We start from the raw sequence: 21,708 nt of genomic DNA, 5'->3' as shown, positions 1-21,708 counted from the left end.
AACCATTTAATTAATGCGTGATCTGTCGCCCAAATAATAAACAAAGCTTCCCAGGCACTCTGCGATTAACGTTTATGTGACATATTATTAACATCCTAAAAGGAGAAAAAAAGCATGAGCCAAATACATAAACACGCCATTCCCGCAAATATTGCGGACAACTGCCTGATAAATCCGGAGCAATACCAATCCATGTACCAACATTCGGTACATGATCCAGACGCATTTTGGGGCGAACAAGGGAAGATCCTCGATTGGATCAAGCCTTATCAGAAGGTGAAAAATACCTCTTTCGCACCGGGAAACGTCTCAATCAAATGGTATGAAGACGGCACGCTAAACCTGGCCGCCAACTGCCTGGACAGACACCTGAAAGAACGCGGCGATCAAACCGCCATTATCTGGGAAGGCGATGACGCCACTCAGAGCAAAACCATTACTTACCGTGAACTGCATCGTGAAGTTTGCCGTTTCGCCAATACTCTGGTGGAACTGGGCATCAAGAAAGGCGATGTGGTGGCGATTTATATGCCGATGGTGCCGGAAGCGGCCGTTGCGATGCTGGCCTGCGCGCGCATTGGCGCGGTGCATTCCGTGATATTCGGTGGCTTCTCACCGGAAGCGGTCGCCGGGCGCATCATCGATTCCAGCTCTAAACTGGTGATTACCGCTGACGAAGGTATTCGTGCCGGGCGCTCCATTCCGCTGAAGAAAAACGTCGATGACGCGCTGAAAAACCCAGGCGTCAAAACTGTCGAACACGTTGTCGTGCTTAAACGTACCGGCGGTAATATCGAATGGCACGAAGGCCGTGACCTGTGGTGGAACGAACTGGTTGAGAAAGCCAGTGCTCACCACCAGCCAGTCGAAGTAAACGCCGAAGATCCGCTGTTTATCCTTTACACCTCCGGTTCAACCGGCAAGCCAAAAGGCGTGCTGCACACCACCGGCGGGTATCTGGTTTATGCCGCAACCACCTTTAAATATGTCTTTGATTACCATCCGGGCGACGTGTACTGGTGCACCGCCGACGTGGGTTGGGTCACCGGACACAGCTATCTGCTCTATGGCCCGCTGGCGTGTGGCGCGATCACCCTGATGTTCGAGGGCGTGCCAAACTGGCCTGCACCAAACCGCATGGCACAAGTCGTTGATAAGCATAAGGTGAATATTCTATACACCGCACCAACCGCGATTCGTGCGCTGATGGCCGAAGGTGATAAAGCCGTTGAAAACACCGACCGTTCGTCGCTGCGCATTTTGGGTTCGGTAGGCGAACCTATCAACCCGGAAGCGTGGGAATGGTACTGGAAGAAAATCGGTAACGAGAAATGCCCGGTGGTGGACACCTGGTGGCAGACCGAAACCGGCGGTTTCATGATCACCCCGATTCCAGGCGCGACCGAGCTGAAAGCCGGTTCTGCTACGCGCCCGTTCTTCGGCGTGCAGCCTGCACTGGTGGATAACGAAGGTAATCCGCAACAAGGGGCGACCGAAGGTAACCTGGTGATCACCGATTCCTGGCCGGGCCAGGCGCGCACGCTGTTTGGCGACCATGAACGTTTCGAGCAAACCTATTTCTCGACCTTCAAAAATATGTATTTCAGCGGTGACGGCGCACGCCGTGACGAAGACGGTTACTACTGGATTACCGGACGTGTGGATGACGTGCTGAACGTGTCCGGCCACCGTCTGGGTACCGCAGAAATCGAGTCGGCACTGGTGTCTCACCCGAAAGTCGCCGAAGCGGCTGTGGTCGGCATTCCGCATAACATTAAAGGCCAGGCGATTTACGCATACGTGACACTCAATCACGGCGAAGAGCCGACGCCTGAGCTGTATACCGAAGTGCGAAACTGGGTGCGTAAAGAGATTGGCCCGCTTGCCACGCCGGATATTTTGCACTGGACAGATTCACTACCGAAAACCCGCTCCGGCAAAATTATGCGTCGCATTTTGCGCAAAATTGCCGCCGGGGATACCAGTAACTTTGGTGATACTTCAACGCTTGCCGATCCGGGCGTTGTTGAGAAGTTACTGGAAGAAAAACAATCTATTACCATGCCTTCGTAATATCTCTGCCCCTCTCCTTCAAAGAGAGGGGAAAACACAATAAAAAAACCTCAACCCAACCTAACCCTAATTCCCAAAGGATTTTGCGTTGCAGGAAGGCGGCAAACGAGCAAATCCCCAGGAGCTTACACAAGTAAGTGACTGGGGTGCGCGAATGCAGCCAACACCCCTGTGGCGTAAAAGACGAAGGGAATTTCTCTGGAGAGATCTGTGATGAGTGATCAACTTTATCAACGGATAGAAGACAGTGCGCATTTCAGGGAGTTAGTCGCTAAACGGCAACGGTTTGCCACCATTTTGTCCATCATCATGCTGGTGATTTATATCAGCTTTATCCTGCTCATTGCCTTTGCCCCCGGCTGGTTGGGTACGCCTTTGCACGAAGGCACCACCGTCACACGCGGCATTCCGATTGGTGTCGGCGTGATTCTGATTTCATTCTTCCTCACGGGCGTTTATGTCTGGCGGGCGAACGGTGAATTTGACCGTCTGAATAACGCTGTGCTGCGCGAGGTGAAGGTATCATGAAACGTCTTCTCGGCCTTGCTGCCGCACCGCTGTTAAGCCTGCCAGCCTCTGCGTTTGCCGCGGATGCCATTACGGGGGCTGTGCAGCGCCAGCCTACCAACTGGCAGGCGATTATCATGTTTATTGTGTTCGTCGCGTTCACCCTGGGCATCACTTATTGGGCCTCGAAACGCACCCGTACCCGTAGCGATTATTACACTGCGGGCGGCAATATTACCGGCTTTCAGAATGGCCTGGCGATTGCGGGCGACTATATGTCTGCCGCATCGTTCCTCGGTATTTCGGCGCTGGTATTTACCTCCGGCTACGATGGCCTGATTTACTCCTTGGGCTTTTTGGTCGGCTGGCCGATTATCCTGTTCCTGATTGCCGAACGCTTACGTAACCTCGGCAAATACACCTTTGCCGACGTCGCTTCTTATCGCTTAAAACAAGGGCCAATCCGTATTCTTTCAGCCTGCGGTTCTCTGGTGGTTGTCGCCCTGTATCTGATTGCTCAGATGGTTGGCGCAGGCAAACTTATCGAGCTGCTGTTTGGCCTGAACTACCACGTCGCGGTGGTGCTGGTCGGCGTGTTGATGGTGATGTACGTCCTGTTCGGCGGCATGTTAGCCACCACCTGGGTGCAAATCATCAAAGCCGTATTGCTGCTGTTCGGCGCAAGTTTCATGGCCTTTATGGTGATGAAACACGTCGGCTTTAGCTTCAACAATTTGTTCGCCGAAGCGATTGCCGTGCACCCGAAAGGGGTGGCAATCATGAGTCCGGGCGGGCTTGTGAAAGACCCGATATCGGCGCTGTCGCTGGGATTAGGTTTGATGTTTGGTACGGCGGGCTTGCCGCACATTCTGATGCGTTTCTTCACGGTCAGCGATGCTCGCGAAGCGCGTAAAAGCGTGCTCTACGCTACCGGTTTCATGGGTTATTTCTACATCCTGACCTTTATCATCGGCTTTGGTGCCATCATGTTGGTCGGTGCAAACCCCGCCTTTAAAGATGCCGCAGGGGCGTTGATTGGCGGCAACAACATGGCGGCGGTTCACCTCGCGGATGCGGTAGGCGGCAGCTTGTTCTTAGGCTTTATCTCGGCAGTTGCCTTTGCCACCATCCTTGCGGTGGTTGCCGGTTTAACGTTGGCGGGTGCGTCTGCGGTTTCGCACGACCTTTACGCCAACGTGTTCCGCAAAGGGGCTTCTGAACGCGACGAGCTGAGAGTGTCCAAAATCACCGTTCTGGTGCTGGGCGTGGTGGCTATCTTGCTGGGGATTTTGTTCGAGAAACAAAACATCGCCTTCATGGTCGGCCTGGCGTTCTCGATTGCGGCGAGCTGTAACTTCCCAATTATTCTGCTCTCGATGTACTGGTCGAAACTGACCACGCGTGGCGCGATGATTGGCGGCTGGCTTGGCTTGCTGACAGCGGTGATCCTGATGATCCTCGGCCCAACGGTTTGGGTGCAGGTTCTGGGCCACGCAACAGCAATCTTCCCGTACGAATACCCGGCACTGTTCTCGATTCTGGTGGCGTTCGTCGGTATTTGGGTATTCTCAGCGACTGATAACAGCCCGGAAGGCAATCTCGAACGTGAGAAATTCCGTGCACAGTTCATCCGCTCCCAGACCGGGATCGGCATTGAACAAGGTCGTGCGCATTAATTAGCATTAACTCTCCCCGGTTCGTTCGAGCCGGGGATCACATTTTCGCCTTTCCAGCATTTCAATCCCGCTCCAGAGGGCTACAGTAGCTCATAAATGAAACGATGTTTTATTTAATAACTGGCGAGGACTGGATGAAAAAGTATGCCCTGGTAGGAACCGGCGGACGTGCCGGGTTATATATCGAAGCCATTAGCGGTAAATGGAAAGATAACGCGCAACTGGTCGCATTTTGCGACACCAACCAGACGCGAATGAATTATGCCAATACGCTTTTGAGTCAGGCGGGTGCCGCTCCGGCATCAACCTGGAAAGCGGCAGATTTCGACACCATGATTCATGAAACACGCCCGGATATTGTCATCGTCACCACCATGGACCGCACGCACGACGAGTACATTGTGCGGGCGCTGCATGCCGGTTGCGACGTGATTACCGAAAAACCGATGACCATTGATGAAAAGCGTGCGCTGCGCATTCTCGATGCCATTGAAGAAACGGGTCGTCAGGTGCGTGTCGCCTTTAATTACCGTTACGCGCCGCATCACAGCAAAATCCGTGAATTGCTAATGAACGACACCATTGGCGAGGTGTTTTCAGTGCATTTCGAATGGCTGCTCAATACCGAGCACGGCGCGGATTACTTCCGTCGCTGGCACCGCGAGAAACGCAACAGCGGCGGCCTGCTGGTACATAAATCCACTCACCATTTCGACCTGATGAACTTCTGGTTAGACAGTTATCCGGAACGCGTTTATGCCGAAGGTGGGCTGCGTTTTTATGGCAAAGAGAATGCGCAGATGCGAGGCGTCTCGCAGTTTTACCCACGCGCGCACGGTTTCGATGCCGCAAAAGATGACCCGTTCGCGTTGCATATGGAAGAGAACGAGCAGCTCAAAGCGCTGTATCTGGATGCGGAACACGAAGATAACTATTACCGCGATCAGAGCGTTTTTAGCGACGGCATCACTATCGAAGACACGCTATCGGTGCTGGTGAAATACCAAAACCAGGTGCAGATGACTTACTCGCTGAATGCGTATTTGCCGTGGGAAGGGCTGAATGTGGTGTTCAACGGCAGCCGTGGGCGGCTGGAAATGAAACTGGTGGAAATGTCGTACGTGAATGCCGGTGGCGACCGCGAAAACGAAGGTAGCCTGGAAAGCTGCGATATCACCGTATTCCCGATGTTTGCCGCGCCTTTTAAAGCCGATTTCAATATTGGTGCAGGCGGCCATGGCGGGGGCGATAACGCGATGCTGGCTGATTTATTTGGCAAGCCGGGCAACGACCCGCTGAAGCGAGCCGCCGATCACCGCGCCGGAGCGATGTCGATTCTGACCGGAATCGCCGGGAATATTTCGATGCAGCAGCAACGCCCGGTGCAGTTTAAGGAGTTTGAACTGGTGTCGCGGTTAAAAAAGTAATCAAAACATGAGCCAACCCACCAATGGTGCAATCAACACCATGACTACGCCGGAAAACATCATCACCAGACTGGCGACCACACCTTCCTGCGGGCCTAGCTCGTAGGAACGTGCGGTACCTGCGCCGTGCGAAGCGGCACCAAAACCCGCGCCTTTTGCCATTCCTTCACGGATAGCGAGGCGCAAAAACAGCACGTCGCCCACCGCCATGCCAAATACCCCCGTCACGACGACAAATAACGCCACCAGCTCCGGCTGCCCACCGAGCGGTTTGGCCGCGGCGAGCGCAAATGGCGTGGTAATAGAACGCACCGCCAGGCTGCGCTGAATTTCATCGGATAAGGTAAACAAACGTGCCAGCCAAACCGAGCTGGTGACTGCCACCACCGTCGCCGTAATAACCCCTGCGGAGAGTGACATCCAGTGGCGCTTAATCACATTCAGGTTGTCATACACCGGTACCGCAAAGGCGATGGTCGCCGGGCCAAGTAGCCACAGCAGCCAGTGCGCTTCACCCATATAATTTTGATAAGAGATATGGCCAAAAATCAGTATCGCCACCAGCAAAAGTGGCGTTAACACCAAAGGCATTAACGGCAATTTGCGAAAGCGGCGATAGAGTTTTTTATTGGCAAAATACAGGCCGAGCGTGACGAGCAGGCAGAGAATACTTAACTGGAAATTACTCACCACTCGCCTGCCTACGGGCAATACGCGCCAGTTCGTAACGGTAGACTTTATCCACTACCAGGGCGGTGGTGCTCAGTACCAGCAAGGTACTAATGGCGATAACCAGGAAGATACGCCAGCCATCGACCATCAGTAATTCGGCGTAATTCACCACCGCAACTACGGCAGGCACGAAGAACAGCAGCATCTCTGCCAGCAACCAGCGAGAACCGGCTCGCACCCATTTCAACGGCACCACGCGGCAAACAATCAGCGCCAGTAACAGCAGCATTCCGACCAGGTTTGCAGGCAGCGGCAAGTGCCACCAGTCAACCAGCTGTTGGGCGAAAATAAACAACCCTGCATATAACGCGACTTGCACCGGCACCTGAATGCGGCGAAAAAGAACAGGCGTAAAACCACGTAACGCCACGGCCATGAGAGTGGCACTCCAAAGAAATGTGAGGTAGCGATTATAGTTAGCTCACTTCAATGATAGAAATGAATTAAAATCATCAAAGGTATAGTCAACAGGAATAGTTATGGACATCCGGACGCTGCGTTATTTTGTTGAAGTGGTTCGCCAGCAAAGTTTTACTCGCGCTGCCCAGAAGATGTTCGTGACTCAGCCGACCATCAGCAAGATGCTGCGCAATCTCGAAGATGAACTGGGTTGTACGTTGCTGATTCGTGATGGCCGCAAGCTCTTGATGACGGATACTGGCGAAGTGGTTTATCAGCGCGGTTTGGCGATCCTGGCAGAGTTTCGTCAGTTAGAAGCCGAACTTGGCGATATTAACCATCTGAATAAAGGCGTGCTGCGCCTCGGTATTCCGCCCATGGTGGGCATGCTTATGGCCGGGCCGATTAGCCTTTATCGCCAGCGCTACCCCGGCGTCGAGCTGAAGATTTCCGAATTTGGCGGTTTGACGGTGCAACAAGCCGTGCTCAATGGCGAGCTGGATTTAGCCATGACCGCACTTCCCGTTGATGACGAACACACGTTCTCCTCGCTCCCTCTGCTGCACAATCCCTTGTGCGTTCTGGTTCCGCGTTCCGGCCCGTGGATGAAGCGCGAAAGTATCGACCCGATAGAACTCGCCGCACATCCCCTGCTTATCTATAACGAAGATTTCGCCCTGAGCCGCCAGCTCATCCAGCTATTCCACGAACACGGTTTTACGCCGCGCATTGCGGTGCGCAGCGGGCAATGGGATTTCCTCGCTGCGATGGTGCAGGCAGGCGTGGGGATTGCCATTTTGCCGGAAACTATTTGCCAGAAGCTGGATAAAAACACGCTGATGTGGCTGCCGTTAAATAGCGATTTAACCTGGCAACTGGCAATGATTTGGCGTGAAGGAGTTTATATTTCCCAGAGTGCGCAGGCGTGGATTGCGTGCTGTAAGGAGTTTTGGCCGGTAGTGGATTAGTTTGCCCTCACCCCGACCCTCTCCCCCAGGAGAGGGAGAGGAATCGCCGCTTATTGCTGCTCGACCAGCAACGCTTCGAGCAAATCGAGATCGTGCAGCAGTTTCATCAGCGTTTCGTTACTGATTTTCTGCGTGGCGCGTAAATGGTACAGCTCGGCGCGTTCGGAACGTAATGCCGCCAGGCGGAAGCGTCGCTCAAGATTTTCTTCCAGCTCGCTGCTTTCCACATCGTTACGCCCATCAGCACGGCGGCGCAAGTTCCCGATAACTCGCGAACTCACCTCTTTTAGCAGCTGATCGTCGATGTTTTCGTTCACATCGGCATGCAGACGCTCTTCCATTTTCTCAATGGCGGTAATCGCCACTTCTGCCGTGGCGGCCCTGGCGATACGCTCTTCCTGGCGTGCCATTGATTTATCGGGAACTTCCACGTTACGTAATAAAATCGGCAGCATGATAACGCCCACAAATAACGAGAACAGAATCACCCCCGCCGCGAGGAAGATAAGCTCGTAACGCGCCGGGAATGGCGTACCGTCGCCCAACAGCAGCGGAATCGAGAGCACACCCGCAAGCGTAATCGCCCCTCGCACACCGGCAAATGACGCAATGCAAAGCTCGCGAGTTGAGTAGCTGCCGAACTCCAGCGGGCGCTTTTTCATAAAGCGCAGGCTGATGCGTTTCATGGTCCACAGCCATAAGAAACGCACGCCGATCAGCGCGAAATAGATTAGCCCGACATCAACAAACAGCATCCATAATTCAACGTTCGGATCGGCATTCGCAGCCGCGACAGAGGTTTTCAGGATCCCCGGAAATTGCAGGCCCAGCATCAGGAAAACCATGCCGTTGAACACGAATTCGAGCATCGCCCAGACGCTGTTCGCACGCAGGCGCATCGCCAGTGGTGCGCTGCGTAACACGCCGGAACGGGTAATCGTCATACCTGCCGCAACGGCGGCCAGGATACCGGAAACGCCGATATGTTCGGCAATCAGATAAGAAGCAAATGGCAACAACAGCAACAGCAGGATTTGCGTGGCCGGTTCGTCGCCGCTCCAGCGGCTCATCAGGCGCAGTGATTTACCATACAGCCAGCTCACGGCAATCCCCGCCAGCAGGCCGCCAATCGCCACTTTGAAGAACTCTACGGTTGCACCACCGACGGTAAACACCATCGTGCCGACGGCCACCGCGACCGCCATTTTCAGCGATACCAGGCCGGATGCGTCGTTCATTAACGCTTCGCCCTGCAAAATGCCCATGATTTTCTTCGGTATGCGCCCTTCTCCGACAATGCCGGAAAGTGCCACGGCATCGGTCGGCGAGAGCACCGCCGCCAGCGCAAACGCAGGAATGAGCGGAATGCCCGGCACCAGGAAGTAAATCAGGAAGCCAATACCGACCACCGTGACCAGCACCAGCACCAGCGCAAGGCCGATAATTTCCCGCCCATGGTTGAGGAATTCGTGCGTCGGCGTTTTCCAGCCATCGGCAAATAGCAGCGGCGGAATAAACAGCACCAGGAACAGTTCCGGGTTGAAATCGACGTGTAATCCAAAGTGCGGCCAGGCGAGCAGTGCACCAATCGCAATTTGCATTAACGGGAGCGGGATCTGGAATGGCAGCATGCGTGTAGCCACACCAGAGAGCGAAACCACAAGGGTCATGATGAGAATAGTAAAGAAGATTTCCATGCTTTCCTTAGTCGCGGTGTTTTGTGAAACCCTTTTTGCAGGATGTTGTTATACCCAATAGTAAAACAACTTTTTACCCCCGTCATACTTCAAGTTGCAGGTGCGTTGACTGCATCCGCGCGCCCCAGTCACATAGTTATCTATGCTCCTGGGGACTTGCGGTCTTGTCGCCTTTCTGCAACTCGAATTATTTAGGGGTTCACCGGAAGGAAACAGGAAAAGATTTGAGGTGTTTTTGGGAGGATTTGCAGGGCGGGAAAGTTTGAACTCCCCCACCCGAATTACTGGTGGATGACGCTTACGCTTATCCACCCTACAAGGGCTGCATTACGTAGGCCGGATAAGCGATAGCGTCATCCGACATAACGATAGCTTAAATGGCCCAGCCGCCTGCGTAGAAGGCTACAAGCGCGATCGCAATCACCACCGTTCCGATGTTCAGCTTACGCCACTCACCCGATACGATGCGGCCAATCACCAGGGAGGCGAAACCAATCATGATGCCGGTAACGATGTTACAGGTCAGCACGATGAACACCGCAGTGATCAGGCCCGCCATAGCATCAACGAAATCAGCGAAGTCGATTTTTGCTACGTTGCTCAACATCAGTAAGCCCACATACATCAGCGCCGGAGCGGTGGCATAAGCAGGAACCAGATAAGAGAGCGGAGAAAGGAACAGGATCAGCAGGAACAATACGCCAACGGTGATTGCCGTCAGGCCAGTTTTACCGCCCGCCGCCGTACCTGCCGCAGATTCGATGTAAACAGCCGCCGGAGCCGCACCCACCAGGCCCGAGAATACGGAGCTGAGGGAGTCGGTGGTCAGCGCTTTGCCGCCATCAATGATTTGGCCGTCTTTATCCAGCAGATTTGCCTGGCCCGCAACGGCGCGAATGGTGCCGGTTGCATCGAATACCGCAGTCATGACCAACGCCAGAACGCTTGGCAACACCACTGGGTTCAGCGCGCCCATGATATCCAGGCTACCAATCAGCGAATTACCCGCTTCGTCTTTCAGCGAAGGCATAGCGAAGATGCCGGAGAAATGCACTGTCGGATCGAAAATCAGGCCGAAAATAGAAATCCCGATGATGGTCAGCAGAATGCCGCCAGGGACTTTCAGTTTTTCCAGACCGATGATTACCGCCAGGCCAATCAAAGACATAATGACCGGGAAGCTGGCGAAATGGCCAAGCGCAACAGGCAAGCCGTCCAGTGGGTTTTTGATAACCAAACCGACACCGTTTGCTGCAATCAGCAGCAGGAACAGGCCGATACCGATACCGGTGCCATGCGCAACACCCATCGGTAAGTTACGCAAAATCCAGCTACGAATACCGGTTGCGGAGATAATGGTGAACAGCACACCCATCAGGAACACGGCACCTAACGCAACCGGAACGCTGATGTGTTGGCCGAGCACCAGGCTGAATGCGGTGAACGCCGTCAGTGAAATAGCGCAACCAATGGCCAGCGGCAGATTCGCCCACAAGCCCATCAGCAGAGAGCCAACACCGGCGACCAGACAAGTTGCCACAAAGACCGCCGCAGGAGGGAAACCTGCTTTACCGAGCATGCCCGGTACCACGATCACGGAGTACACCATCGCGAGGAAGGTCGTTAAACCCGCAACAACTTCCTGGCGAACGGTGCTGCCACGTGCAGATATTTTGAACCAGGCGTCGATGCCGCTGGTTGCACGCGGAGAATGATTAGACATAGTGAAAAATCCCCTGAGATTTTTATGATTAAGTCGGTATGCGTGGCGGAATCCGCTTCTAATTAAACGTTCATATTCTAAAAAACGACGAATAAATCCCTGTGCTGCGTTTGCGACAAAAAAGGGCGTCACAAAAAAAGCAAACGTTTAACTCCGCGCATACAAACTGTGCGTCAAAATTAAGGCAAACGATTATCCGGCCTTCTTACATGGATTTTCAACCGAACTTTGCCGCTTTTTGCCGAAAAATGCGTTAGCCGGTCAAAATATCGCCACCTCATGCGCAAACGTTATCGTTGATGCGCAATTTAGCAACAATGATGCAAGATACGGGTAATGCATTTTCCTGGCTCATAGGATTTTTCGATAGATAAGATTACGGGATCTCGAAAGACCCACCCTGCTGAATGGCCCTCTGCCAGGCGGGGCGCATTTGCACCTGGTTATACCAATTCTGCAAATTCGGCAGGTCGTTTATGCCACCGCGAGACAGCAAAGCGATAACCGGGAAACTCATTTGAATATCCGCCGCACTTATCGCTTGCCCGGCAAACCAGGGCGTTTTTTGCAGACAATCTTCGAGGTAACGCGCATGCGTCAAAATCTGTTTGTTCAGATATGCCTTTTGCACGCCCTGCCCCAAAACATTGCCGACCGGACGTAACAACCACGGTACAGGTGCTTTGCCCAGGCTACCAAAGACCAGTTTCATCATCAGCAAGGGCATCAACGATCCTTCGGCGTAATGCAGCCAGAATCGATAACGCAGTTTGTCCTCGCAGGAAATCGGCTTGAGGCGACTTTCGGGGTCATAGGTTTCTTGCAGATATTCGATGATGGCCCCAGATTCCGCGAGGATATTGCCGTTATCTTCCACCACCGGCGATTTCCCTAGCGGGTGCACGGCTTTTAATGACTCTGGTGCGAGCATCGTGGGTTCGCGCTGGTAACGAACAATCTGGTACGGCACCTGAAGCTCTTCAAGCATCCATAATATGCGCTGCGAGCGGGAGTTATTGAGATGATGAACGGTAAGCATGAGTTAACCTTCTGTTTAGCAAGATGAGTTAACTATAGGAAACGTTGCGCAATGTGGCGCATTAGAGTTGTTCAAAAAACATGCAAATTCACCTTGAAACCTGACGATGCCTGGCTACACTTAAATTGTCAGTGCAATCCGGAACCTCCTGAGAATGAGTGATTGAGGGACGCTGATGTCGGGGGAAACCCTCCTTGCGAAAAGCGGGATAGATCGAAAGACAAAGACCGGGTAATAAACTAAAGCGCCGAAGTTGGGCGCTTTAGTTTTGCCTGCGATTCACCTTAATCATCTTCTAAAAGACGTGCGCCAGTCCCCTCTTCACCCAGTTTATCGCCAGGATTTCGCAGCGGGCAGTCGGCACCCGATAAACAACCGCAGCCGATGCAGCCATCAAGTTCGTCACGCAACGCAGTCAGCATGTTGATGCGCCGATCAAGTTCTTCACGCCATTGCGACGACATTTTTTTCCAGTCGTTTTTATTGATTTTATGGCCGTCCGGCAGCACGCCAAACTCTTCACCAATAGTCGACAGCGGAATGCCGATTCGCTGGGCGATTTTAATAATGGCGACGTTTCGCAGCACATCACGCGTATAACGCCGCTGGTTTCCGCTATTTCGTCTGCTTTTGATCAGCCCCTTGCTTTCATAGAAGTGCAAAGCGGAAACAGCCACGCCGCTGCGCTTTGCCACTTCTCCAGGACTGAGTAACGGTTTAAAGCGCGGTGTTTTCTTTTCCATAATCCTCTTTACCTCAAGTTAACTTGAGGAATTATACTCGCTGCCAACAAAACCTGCTAACGAACACACAGGCTTGAGGATGACTTATGGCACACCAGGACATTATTCAAACTTTGACTGAATGGATTGACGATCACATTGATCAACCGCTGAACATTGACGTTGTGGCAAAAAAATCAGGCTATTCAAAATGGTACCTTCAACGAATGTTCCGTACCGTTAAGCGCCAGACGTTAGGTGAATACATTCGCCAGCGCCGTCTGCTGATGGCAGCGAAAGAGCTGCGAAATACCCAGCGCCCCATTTTTGATATCGCGATGGACTACGGTTACGTTTCTCAGCAAACATTTTCCCGCGTTTTCCGCCGTGAGTTTGACCGCACACCGACTGATTATCGTCACCACGCCTGACGGTATTTGCCGCAGTATTGTTGCCTGAACATTCGAGAAATGGGTCAGAAAATGCGCCACAGAACTGGCGATTAAAAGAACAAATGTGATATAGTTCACAAATCCTGTGAGACAGGATTCTTCTTACATTTTTTGTACCCACTTATTTCCCTGACGGTCCTGAGTTGTCATTGTTGCGCCTTATGTCGCGCATAACCGTTTAGCGTAATGAGTTATGTGATTAAGGAACAATTTTCATGGCGGCAATTACTACCAGCGTTTTATTAATGCGCTGGCCTTTAGTCAGTGCGGTTCTGATGTTTTTAGCCAGCACGTTGAATATCCAGTTTCGCAAATCCGACTACACGTTTTTTGCTATCGTCAGCAGCATGCTGGGGATTGCCTCTGCGTTGTGGTTTGCGACCGGCTTATTGGGGCTGGAGTGGGCCGATTTCCCGGTCATCTGGGCGTCGTTCAAAGACATTATGATTGAGATCTCAAGCCACGCACCACCTGAATGGCCGATGGTGCTGACCTGATTGGTCAGCCAGAAATGTGAAAGGCCTCTGTTATATACGAGGCCTTTTTTGTTTTTGTCGATCAGCGTTTTGCGTCGCGCGCATTCACCGTGCTTTGCCTGAATACCAATTCCGCTTTAGCTCTGCTACCTGGCGGTTCATCATGCCGGGCGAGTTTTTCCAGCATCAACTGGCAGGCTTCTTGCGCAAGATGCTTCTCGTTTTGGCGCATCGCCCAAATATTATTCGCAAGGAAACTGAGCATAATATTGTCATCGAAGGTGCCAATGTTTATCTCGTGCGGAATATAGCCGTATCGCTCGCGCAATACCCCCAGTGCACCTTGTAAAATTGGCAACGACGACGCAATAAAATGCTGCGGCCAGTGGTGATGGGTATCAATATAATCCACCATCATTTTTTCACCGTCGCTTAGCTGGTTATGCCCGGCGCTGCTGATGTGCTCGGGCATAATTTTGATGCCGTGCTGTTTCATGGCCGCACGATAACCGGTCAGGCGGTCAATGATTGACGGTGAATTCGGGTCGCCCACGAAGAACTGAATCGGCGCATGAGTATGGTTCAGCATCGCGTCCGTCAGCCGAAACCCGCTATCCACGTTATCCGTCACCACGCAACACGCCCCTTCAACGCCAAAATCCCTGTCAAGAAACACCAGCGGTTTCTGGCAGTTTTTCAGGTAATGCGCCTGGCTTGTTGCGTTGGTCGAGACGACAAAAATCCCATCAACGTTGCGATTCTCCAGCGATTTCACTAACAAATTTTCATACGCCGTATCGTTGTTGGTGCAGCTAATCATTAACTGATAACCCTGCTCACGACAGCGTGCTTCCAGTAATTCGGCCAATGCAGAAAAGAAGGGGTTAGACAGGCGCGGGATCACCAGGCCAAAGGTGTCCGTCTTATTAAGCTTTAAACTCCGCGCAGCAAGATTGATGGTATAGCTATGTTTTTTAACGTAACTATTGATTCTTTCCTGGGTCTTTTCGCTAATGCGATATTTCTGCGCATTGCCATTCAACACGGCTCGCACCGTGGTGATTGAAACGCCAAGATCCGTGGCGATTTGCTCAATTGTCTTTGCCAATCTGACTCTTCCTTAGCTGGGTTGTTTACGCCATAAGGCTTTTAAACGCGGGCCAAAAATCGGTAACAACAGCGTCAGTATTGCGATACCTAAAAACACTGCGCAGACCGGGCGCGTGAGGAATATCATCGGGTCGCCTTCGGAGATAACCAGCGTGCGGCGGAAATTCGACTCGGCCATCGGCCCAAGAATAATACCGATAACAATTGGCGACATCGAAAAATCCAGCTTAATCAGGATATACGCCGCAAGCCCTGCGCCCATCATGACAAACACATCGGTCATATCATGGTTAACGGAATATGCCCCAACCGAGCACAGCACAAAGATAATCGGCACCAGTACGCGGCGCGGCACGCTCATCACTTTGGCAAATAAGCGCATCCCCATAAAGCCCATGATGCCCATAAAGATATTCGCCGCAAACAAACCGATGAAAATGGAATTGACTTCAACCGGATGATCCGTGAATAACTGCGGCCCGAGCGCCAGCCCCTGTACCATAAACGCGCCCATGATAATTGCCGTCGCGCCATCGCCTGGAATACCGAGTGTCATGAGTGGAACCATTGCGCCACCGGCCACAGAGTTTGCACCCGCTTCCGGCGCTGAAACGCCTTCCGGTGAGCCGTGCCCAAATTCTTCCGGGTGTTTTGACCAGCGCTTGGCTTCGTTGTAAGCAATAAACGAGGCGATATCGCCGCCAGTCCCAGGAATTGCGCCGATACCCGTACCGATCACCGACGAGCGAATATAGGTTGGCATCACGCGTTTAATATCAGACCAGGTGGGCAGAATGCGGTCAATTTTACTTTTGGTCTGGCGAACAATTCCCGCCAGCTTTTCGCGGTGATCCTCTTCAAGGCTTAATAAACCCTGAGAGAAAGCAAACAGGCCAACCAGCACGGGAATAAAGGAAATGCCGCCCATCAGGTAAATTGAATCAAAGGTAAAACGCATGCCGCTGGTCATCGGGTCCAGACCAATGGTGGCAATAAATAAGCCCAGTACACCACCAATTAAACCTTTAATAACCGACTGCGACGACACGCTGGTAATAATGCTAATACCGAAAATGGCGAGAGCAAAATATTCTGCGGATGAAAATCCAGTCGCCACTTTTGCCAGCAGCGGCGCAATTAAAACCAGTGCAATGGTACTGAAGACGCCACCGAACATTGATGCCAGCGTGGATAAACCCAGCGCGCGTCCCGCTTCGCCACGTTTTGCCATCGGATAGCCATCAAGCACCGTTGCCGCAGAAGCAGGCGTGCCTGGCGTGCTGATTAATATCGCCGTAATTGAACCGCCATATACCGCACCGCAATAAACCCCCAGCAGCATCAGGATGCCGGTCATTCCCTGGAAGGAATACGTCAGCGGCAGCAGCAGGGCGATACCCATATTCACCGTTAAACCCGGTAGCGCACCAATGATGATCCCCGCCAGAACGCCAAGCAAAATCATGCCGGTCGTTTCTAAGCTAAAGACAATCATCAGGGCATCAAGAATTTCGTTCATCTTAGCCTCTTAGAATGACTCGGAAAATATGGATTCCGGCAGCGGTGAATTAAAGACAACTTCAAATGAGACATATATACACAGCACAATCAGCGCGGTAGTAATGGCTAAAAATAGCGGACGCCGCTCACCCATTACCCACATAATTGCGGGAATCAAAATTACCGATGAAGCAATAAATCCGGCATAACAAAGGGCCACCGCGTATATCACCATCAGAACCGTGACACCATAGGCTTTACGCACCGGATAAGAGCTAAGATCGGCTTTTTCGCCATCTGTAGTGCCACGCTGCAAATAAATACTTATCCACTGGATAACGCCTAAGCCAATAAATAACCAGGCCAGGGTATAGGGCCAGAAACGCTCACCTAATATGCCGCTTTCATCAAACATCGGCATATTGCGCGAGAGGAAGATAATCGCTATCCCCAATACCAGAGAGAACATCCCAACAAAAAAATTCTGCGTTCGCATTGTCGAATCTCCCTCCTGCCGGCATTCACCGACAGGAGATGGGTGATATTTTTATCGATTATTTCTTCGTGGTTTCGGCAATCAGTTTGCCGTACAACTCGTGGTCGTCTTTCATCATTTCATAGGCATCGTCACCGGTAATCACGACTGGCATAATGCCTTGTTTCTTCAATGCTTCCTGGTATGCCGGGGTTTTCACCACTTCGGTAAACGTATCAACCAGTTGTTTCTTGATGTTGTCGTCCACTTTTGCTGTGGTCGCCAGAACCGCCCAGGCGCGCATTTTTACGTTCACATCCAGATTCAGCGCTTCTTTAAATGTCGGGACATCCGGGAATAACGGGAATCGTTTTTCATCCATCACACCGAGCACTTTTAAAATACCGGCATCAACCTGAGATTTAACTGAACCCGGAGTGGTTAACACCGCGTCTATGTGCTCGCCCACTAATGCGGCGATGGAAGGACCGGTGCCTTCGTTATAAGGAATACGGTTGAATTTAGCCCCAGTAATCTTTTCGATGTTGATGGTCGCAAGATCGTAAATGGCGCCCATGCCTGAGTTACCCACTTTAATTTTCCCTGGGTTCGCTTTCGCGGCATCAATAAATTCTTGCAGCGTGTTGTATGGCGATTTGGCATTTACCACTACCGCAACGGGGTCAGCGATGGTAGTGACGATGGGGGTGAAATCTTTATACGTTACCGGTGATTTCCCCTGGTGCGGGAACATCGCCAGCTCAACGGTCGTCATCACCAGTTTATAACCGTCCGGACGCGCTTTTGCGACTTCCAGCAGGCCCGTAATTCCGTTGCCCGCAGGCTTGTTGACAGGAACCATCATGGTGCCAGACGGCATTCTGTCACGTGCAAATTCAATGACGGTACGCGCGGAAGTATCCGTGCCACCACCTGGGTTTTTAGGGATAACGACATCAATGTTCTTTTTCGGGTAGGTCAGAGTTTGTTCGGCATGAACGGCACCAAACGGTAGCAACATCAATAAGGCACATAACAGGTTCTTTTTCATAGGGTCTCCACTGTTTTTATTTGTTGTGTGTAATTGTCTGATAAACGATGTTTGTACGGTTAAAAGTCCAGGTCAGATGTAAAACCTCCCCCTCGGCAATAATGGCTGGATAGGAAAACTCACCTTTGCTGTGTTCTAAAGCCCAGGGTTGCGACCACGTTGCGCCATTATCCTGCGATTCCAGTAAAGCAATCGGATAACGGCGCCCCCAGTTTCCTTCGATGGGATTACATGCCAGAACCAGCGTTCCACAGCTGAGTCTCACCACATCAATTCCACTGTTATTATTAGGAAGCGCTGTGGCATAGGCCGCGCACCAGCTACGACCATAATCAACAGAATCAGTACGATAGATCTTTCCACGCGTGCTGCGTAGTAACGCATGAATATTCCCCGTTTGGGATTCCCACAACGTGGGCTGAATCACACCATCCCAGGCAAACACTTGCTTTAAATTGCACTCCCACAGCGCATTATCTTTAAGCCCCTGCCAGGTGTTTTCGTCCGCGCCTTGCCCCGGTGACTGGTGCTCAAAAGGCATATCGACTTTGTACCAGGACTGCCCGCAGTCCGCAGAAACATCGACAAACGCATCCCAGTGCTGGTCATTTTCCGTTGAACCTGGCGCTAACCACTCGCCGTTACTCATCACCAGAATTTTATTTTTCACCGGCCCGCGTGGCTGTGTATCGCCGTTTATGAGTGAGTGTGGCGCGCTCCAGCTCAGGCCACCATCGTGCGAAACCGCCACGCGCGTCGTCCAGGTGTGGACGTCCGGCCCCACTTTATAGAAAAGCCAGACCGCGCCTTGCTGGTAGTGAAGCACCGGATTCCAATGCGCCAGACCCGGCTCCGCCATGATGCGCTGCGCGGGGTGCCATTCACCGTTTTCAGAGCGCGACAGCCAGATGGAGGTGTCGCCACTGCCTTCTTTTGTTCCGGCAAAAAAAGCCACCAGCACGGAATTATGCTCCGGCAACGCCACCAGCGTAGAGGCATGGCATTGGGCAAAATCCGTTTGCGTTTCGGACAGTAAAAACTGGCGGCTTTGCTGAGTAAACGGCATCGGTTATCTCCTTATATCGCCAGCGTTTTCTGAATATCGCGCCCCAACTGCACCATGCTGTCGATAGCCTGTGGGAAGAAGGTTTCACGATAGCCCTGGCTGCTGCGAACCCGGCAGGTATGAGTTGAGAAATTACCAATTTGCTGCTGGAAAGATTTCGCACAAACCGGGTAATCCAGGTTTTCTGCCAGCGCCGCCGTAGAGAGGTAATCCGCCAGGCGTTGGGCCTTTTCTGGCTGTGTCTGGAAGTTTTCGTACAGCCAGACATACAGCTCAGGATGGAAATTCGCCATCACGCCGCTGTAGGCTTGGCAACCTTCCTGCAAGGAGGCCAGCAACGTCTGACTATTCGCGTTTGCCAGATGCAGGCGGCTACCTTTGGTTAATGCCAGGCGGCGCTTGATTATTGGCAAGCTACAACAAGTGTCTTTGATAAAGGTGTAGCGACCGCTTTGCGCACACCACGCCACCGTTTCTTCACTCAACAAACGCTTATAAGGGAACGGACATTCGTAAATACCGAGATCGACATGCTTTGGCACATCTAAGGTCAGGCGCTGTAGATTTTCCAGTGCCAGTGCGTCGCTTTCCCCGGCCAATGCCAGGCGGTTACTGATGAGAATCACCGCATCCACGCCGGTATCAGACATCTTGATCAACTGCTCACGCTGGTGATTGAAGGCGTTGGCAGTATGGCCGGAAGCCACCACCGGCACGCGACCTTTCACGCACTTCACAACGAATTTCACCAGTTCGAGAGATTCTTCGTCGCTTAAAAAGAACATTTCACTCGACTGGCAATCGGCGAATAAACCATGCACGCCAGCCGACAGATACCACTCGATTAAGCGTTCCAGCGATGTCCAGTCGATCTCTTTTTGTTCGGTAAATGGCGTTAACATCACCGGCCAGATACCACGGTATTTTTGCTCGTTCATCCACTCGTCCTCTTACAACAACCGAATTGCGTCACCGGCAACGTGAACCCGAATACCCTGGGTCAGCGACTGAGCAACGAAGGCCTGCAAAACCGTTTGCAGTTCATTTTCTGGAACATACGCCACCGTCAGGTGGTTACTTTGATGGCCTGCCATCAGGTCGTCGCGCCCGACCCCATCCAACACGGCGTTAAGTAAAGGCCATTCGTAGCAGGTCGCACGGCGACGGCGTTCGAACTCGTCGGCCGGTAATTCCACCGCGTGCCCGGTGCCGATATGCATGATGACGTCAGTCCCTTCGTAGTGCGCACGCGCCCAGATAAAGCGCCCGGCTTTGCCCTGGCCGCTAATGGTGGAGCCGCCATAAGGGAAGTACATCGCTGGCTGGCGATAACCTGTCGCCCCGGCAATTCCCCCTTTCAGGTGTTCAAACGGTACGGCGCCAGAAATTTCCAGATCCCAGTAAAATGTATCCTGATAAACGCTGCCCCAGCGGATGTCGTGCAGCGTAGTTTCGGCAGGTAAGGAGAAGGAGGTCAGCAAGCGCCACAGCATGGTTTGCGGGATGGCGGTACCCATATCCACTTCGTTGATACACGGGATCGGCTGGCCTTCGTTGATGATATTTCCCTGCTCGTCCGGGATAGGGAAACGCTCGGTTGAGCCAATCGCACCTTCGGCAAAATCAGAAGCCGCGCAGCTGTCTTTCAGGCCTTGCTGGTATTGCACACCCACCGCAGAAAGACCAAAACGCTGCACAAATCGCGCCATCGCAATCATCATGGCGCACTGCTCTTTAACTTGTTCGCGGGTCAGTTCTTCGCGGCTGTTTTCACCAAACTGGAATTTCATGCCGCGTTCCTGATACCAGGCCAGGCACGTTTCACGCAGGTCGTCAGGCACTTTTGCCATTTCCACCAGCAGCGCCGATTGCGAAAGGGATTCGATTGGCATGCCGATATTCACCATCGCCTGCTGCGGGAATACGCCGTTAATCATCCCCATACAGAAGGTGTCGAACAGGCCGAGGATCTCTTTGTTTTTCAGGATAAATTCACCGGCATTTCGCCCCATTGCCCCGGCTTGCGTCGCCATCACCGGGTGGGTAGGCGCTATCTCTTGCAGGTAGCCGGTAGAGTGCTGCAAAGAACCATAGCGCAACCAGGTTTGCAGGCCATTGATGAACAGGTCGTCATCAAAATTTTCTGACCACAAACGCGAGTACGATTTCCCGAGGCTGGTCAGCGATCCCGCCAAGCAGAGCATGCCCACCAGACCTGGCCACGTGCCGTCAAAGTTTGCCAGTAGCAAAACCGGCCCTTTGTGATGAACCAACGAAGGTGCAACGTGATGAGAATATTGCCAGGCGGTCAGCAGCACTATCACCGGCGCGTTTTCGTCAATTTGAGCGAACAGCGAGCTGCCCTGGCGCTGGCTGCTGATAAACCCGTGGCCACGTTCTTCATCTATCGGATGAGCGCGCTTCATGCTGTAACCCAGCGAACTCAGGGCATCGTGCAATTTCGCTTCGTATTTTTGTTGTACCGGCCAGCAGGCGAGGTTCGCTGATTCGCGTAAATCTGCATTGGTCACCATCAGGATTTCATTGTTACCCGCAGTGATTTTTTGCGACACAGAAGGCAGAGTTTGTGTAAGCACTTTCTTTTTCCTTTTATG

Annotated in this window: 20 protein-coding genes; 7 read left to right on the top strand and 13 right to left on the bottom strand. The window is 52.4% G+C overall.

The features are described from left to right. The first annotated feature begins 114 nt into the window (after positions 1-114). The 4 genes from acs (at position 115) to AC0IWZ_RS00320 (ending at position 5,683) form a co-directional block, all read left to right on the top strand. Positions 115-2,073 carry an acetate--CoA ligase gene (acs, locus tag AC0IWZ_RS00335; RefSeq protein ID WP_471678417.1) on the top strand — a complete coding sequence of 653 codons (1,959 nt, stop codon included), beginning with the start codon at positions 115-117 and terminating at the stop codon, positions 2,071-2,073. A 213-nt stretch (positions 2,074-2,286) separates the two neighbouring features. After that, positions 2,287-2,601, top strand: coding sequence for a DUF485 domain-containing protein (locus AC0IWZ_RS00330; RefSeq protein WP_034492482.1), 315 nt, complete (start codon positions 2,287-2,289; stop codon positions 2,599-2,601). Then, on the top strand, positions 2,598-4,256 hold the full coding sequence (gene actP / locus AC0IWZ_RS00325; protein WP_034492480.1) for a cation/acetate symporter ActP: 1,659 nt from the start codon (positions 2,598-2,600) through the stop codon (positions 4,254-4,256). The genes AC0IWZ_RS00330 and actP overlap by 4 nt, the downstream gene beginning before the upstream one ends. A 134-nt stretch (positions 4,257-4,390) precedes the next feature. Beyond that, a complete protein-coding gene (locus AC0IWZ_RS00320; RefSeq protein WP_471678418.1) occupies positions 4,391-5,683 on the top strand; it encodes a Gfo/Idh/MocA family protein in 1,293 nt (430 codons plus the stop codon). Here the strand turns inward: AC0IWZ_RS00320 and AC0IWZ_RS00315 are convergent, their stop codons facing one another. After that, entirely contained in the window at positions 5,684-6,373 is a 690-nt protein-coding gene (locus AC0IWZ_RS00315; protein ID WP_471678419.1) for an LrgB family protein, read from the bottom strand. Next, positions 6,366-6,791, bottom strand: a complete 426-nt coding sequence (locus AC0IWZ_RS00310; RefSeq protein ID WP_034492476.1) for a CidA/LrgA family protein — start codon at positions 6,789-6,791, stop codon at positions 6,366-6,368. The genes AC0IWZ_RS00315 and AC0IWZ_RS00310 overlap by 8 nt, the downstream gene beginning before the upstream one ends. A gap of 103 nt (positions 6,792-6,894) precedes the next feature. Here AC0IWZ_RS00310 and AC0IWZ_RS00305 point away from each other — a divergent pair, with 103 nt between their 5' ends. Then, positions 6,895-7,782, top strand: a complete 888-nt coding sequence (locus AC0IWZ_RS00305; RefSeq protein WP_034492474.1) for a LysR family transcriptional regulator — start codon at positions 6,895-6,897, stop codon at positions 7,780-7,782. Between the two features lie 50 nt (positions 7,783-7,832). On the opposite strand, the gene AC0IWZ_RS00300 is transcribed toward AC0IWZ_RS00305, so the two are convergent. From AC0IWZ_RS00300 to soxR, 4 genes are all read right to left on the bottom strand, one after another. Then, on the bottom strand, positions 7,833-9,479 hold the full coding sequence (locus AC0IWZ_RS00300; protein ID WP_410373537.1) for a Na+/H+ antiporter: 1,647 nt from the start codon (positions 9,477-9,479) through the stop codon (positions 7,833-7,835). A gap of 373 nt (positions 9,480-9,852) precedes the next feature. Further along, on the bottom strand, positions 9,853-11,202 hold the full coding sequence (locus tag AC0IWZ_RS00295) for an NCS2 family permease (RefSeq protein ID WP_034492470.1): 1,350 nt from the start codon (positions 11,200-11,202) through the stop codon (positions 9,853-9,855). Positions 11,203-11,578: 376 nt separating this feature from the next. Then, the gene (locus tag AC0IWZ_RS00290; RefSeq protein ID WP_471678420.1) at positions 11,579-12,241 is read right to left on the bottom strand and encodes a glutathione S-transferase family protein; all 663 of its coding nucleotides are present in this window, start codon (positions 12,239-12,241) and stop codon (positions 11,579-11,581) included. A gap of 284 nt (positions 12,242-12,525) precedes the next feature. Beyond that, complete coding sequence (gene soxR, locus AC0IWZ_RS00285) at positions 12,526-12,984, bottom strand: redox-sensitive transcriptional activator SoxR (protein WP_115631514.1); 459 nt, start codon at positions 12,982-12,984, stop codon at positions 12,526-12,528. Positions 12,985-13,070: 86 nt separating this feature from the next. On the opposite strand from soxR, the gene soxS reads away from it, so the two are divergent. Continuing rightward, entirely contained in the window at positions 13,071-13,394 is a 324-nt protein-coding gene (soxS, locus tag AC0IWZ_RS00280; RefSeq protein ID WP_034492462.1) for a superoxide response transcriptional regulator SoxS, read from the top strand. A 236-nt stretch (positions 13,395-13,630) separates the two neighbouring features. After that, positions 13,631-13,912, top strand: a complete 282-nt coding sequence (locus tag AC0IWZ_RS00275) for a YjcB family protein (RefSeq protein ID WP_034492460.1) — start codon at positions 13,631-13,633, stop codon at positions 13,910-13,912. A gap of 61 nt (positions 13,913-13,973) precedes the next feature. On the opposite strand, the gene AC0IWZ_RS00270 is transcribed toward AC0IWZ_RS00275, so the two are convergent. The 7 genes from AC0IWZ_RS00270 to AC0IWZ_RS00240 are packed head-to-tail and all read right to left on the bottom strand — an operon-like array spanning position 13,974 to position 21,690. Next, positions 13,974-14,999: a LacI family DNA-binding transcriptional regulator gene (locus AC0IWZ_RS00270; protein ID WP_471678421.1), complete on the bottom strand. Its 1,026-nt coding sequence runs from the start codon at positions 14,997-14,999 to the stop codon at positions 13,974-13,976. 12 nt (positions 15,000-15,011) lie between these two features. After that, positions 15,012-16,520: a tripartite tricarboxylate transporter permease gene (locus tag AC0IWZ_RS00265; protein WP_034492458.1), complete on the bottom strand. Its 1,509-nt coding sequence runs from the start codon at positions 16,518-16,520 to the stop codon at positions 15,012-15,014. 9 nt (positions 16,521-16,529) lie between these two features. Continuing rightward, positions 16,530-16,997, bottom strand: coding sequence for a tripartite tricarboxylate transporter TctB family protein (locus AC0IWZ_RS00260; RefSeq protein WP_471678422.1), 468 nt, complete (start codon positions 16,995-16,997; stop codon positions 16,530-16,532). Between the two features lie 58 nt (positions 16,998-17,055). Continuing rightward, the gene (locus AC0IWZ_RS00255; RefSeq protein WP_471678423.1) at positions 17,056-18,027 is read right to left on the bottom strand and encodes a tripartite tricarboxylate transporter substrate binding protein; all 972 of its coding nucleotides are present in this window, start codon (positions 18,025-18,027) and stop codon (positions 17,056-17,058) included. A gap of 16 nt (positions 18,028-18,043) precedes the next feature. Beyond that, entirely contained in the window at positions 18,044-19,093 is a 1,050-nt protein-coding gene (locus AC0IWZ_RS00250; protein WP_471678424.1) for a sialidase family protein, read from the bottom strand. Positions 19,094-19,104: 11 nt separating this feature from the next. Continuing rightward, entirely contained in the window at positions 19,105-20,031 is a 927-nt protein-coding gene (locus AC0IWZ_RS00245) for a dihydrodipicolinate synthase family protein (RefSeq protein ID WP_471678425.1), read from the bottom strand. Between the two features lie 12 nt (positions 20,032-20,043). Then, a complete protein-coding gene (locus AC0IWZ_RS00240; protein ID WP_471678426.1) occupies positions 20,044-21,690 on the bottom strand; it encodes a signal transduction protein in 1,647 nt (548 codons plus the stop codon). Between the last annotated feature and the right edge of the window lie 18 nt (positions 21,691-21,708).

This window comes from Buttiauxella sp. AC142 (genome assembly GCF_979253435.1).
Note: the sequence above shows the minus strand (reverse complement) of the source record. Positions and strands in the feature narration are given on the sequence as shown.

Bases quoted from the DNA above. Each gene is read 5' to 3' on its own strand.
- AC0IWZ_RS00245 (WP_471678425.1), bottom strand. From the start codon at position 20,031: ATGAACGAGCAAAAATACCGTGGTATCTGGCCGGTGATGTTAACGCCA.
- actP (WP_034492480.1), top strand. From the start codon at position 2,598: ATGAAACGTCTTCTCGGCCTTGCTGCCGCACCGCTGTTAAGCCTGCCA.
- AC0IWZ_RS00300 (WP_410373537.1), bottom strand. From the start codon at position 9,479: ATGGAAATCTTCTTTACTATTCTCATCATGACCCTTGTGGTTTCGCTC.
- AC0IWZ_RS00290 (WP_471678420.1), bottom strand. From the start codon at position 12,241: ATGCTTACCGTTCATCATCTCAATAACTCCCGCTCGCAGCGCATATTA.
- AC0IWZ_RS00275 (WP_034492460.1), top strand. From the start codon at position 13,631: ATGGCGGCAATTACTACCAGCGTTTTATTAATGCGCTGGCCTTTAGTC.
- AC0IWZ_RS00330 (WP_034492482.1), top strand. From the start codon at position 2,287: ATGAGTGATCAACTTTATCAACGGATAGAAGACAGTGCGCATTTCAGG.
- AC0IWZ_RS00260 (WP_471678422.1), bottom strand. From the start codon at position 16,997: ATGCGAACGCAGAATTTTTTTGTTGGGATGTTCTCTCTGGTATTGGGG.
- AC0IWZ_RS00310 (WP_034492476.1), bottom strand. From the start codon at position 6,791: ATGGCCGTGGCGTTACGTGGTTTTACGCCTGTTCTTTTTCGCCGCATT.
- soxS (WP_034492462.1), top strand. From the start codon at position 13,071: ATGGCACACCAGGACATTATTCAAACTTTGACTGAATGGATTGACGAT.
- soxR (WP_115631514.1), bottom strand. From the start codon at position 12,984: ATGGAAAAGAAAACACCGCGCTTTAAACCGTTACTCAGTCCTGGAGAA.
- AC0IWZ_RS00250 (WP_471678424.1), bottom strand. From the start codon at position 19,093: ATGCCGTTTACTCAGCAAAGCCGCCAGTTTTTACTGTCCGAAACGCAA.
- acs (WP_471678417.1), top strand. From the start codon at position 115: ATGAGCCAAATACATAAACACGCCATTCCCGCAAATATTGCGGACAAC.
- AC0IWZ_RS00320 (WP_471678418.1), top strand. From the start codon at position 4,391: ATGAAAAAGTATGCCCTGGTAGGAACCGGCGGACGTGCCGGGTTATAT.
- AC0IWZ_RS00305 (WP_034492474.1), top strand. From the start codon at position 6,895: ATGGACATCCGGACGCTGCGTTATTTTGTTGAAGTGGTTCGCCAGCAA.
- AC0IWZ_RS00255 (WP_471678423.1), bottom strand. From the start codon at position 18,027: ATGAAAAAGAACCTGTTATGTGCCTTATTGATGTTGCTACCGTTTGGT.
- AC0IWZ_RS00295 (WP_034492470.1), bottom strand. From the start codon at position 11,202: ATGTCTAATCATTCTCCGCGTGCAACCAGCGGCATCGACGCCTGGTTC.
- AC0IWZ_RS00265 (WP_034492458.1), bottom strand. From the start codon at position 16,520: ATGAACGAAATTCTTGATGCCCTGATGATTGTCTTTAGCTTAGAAACG.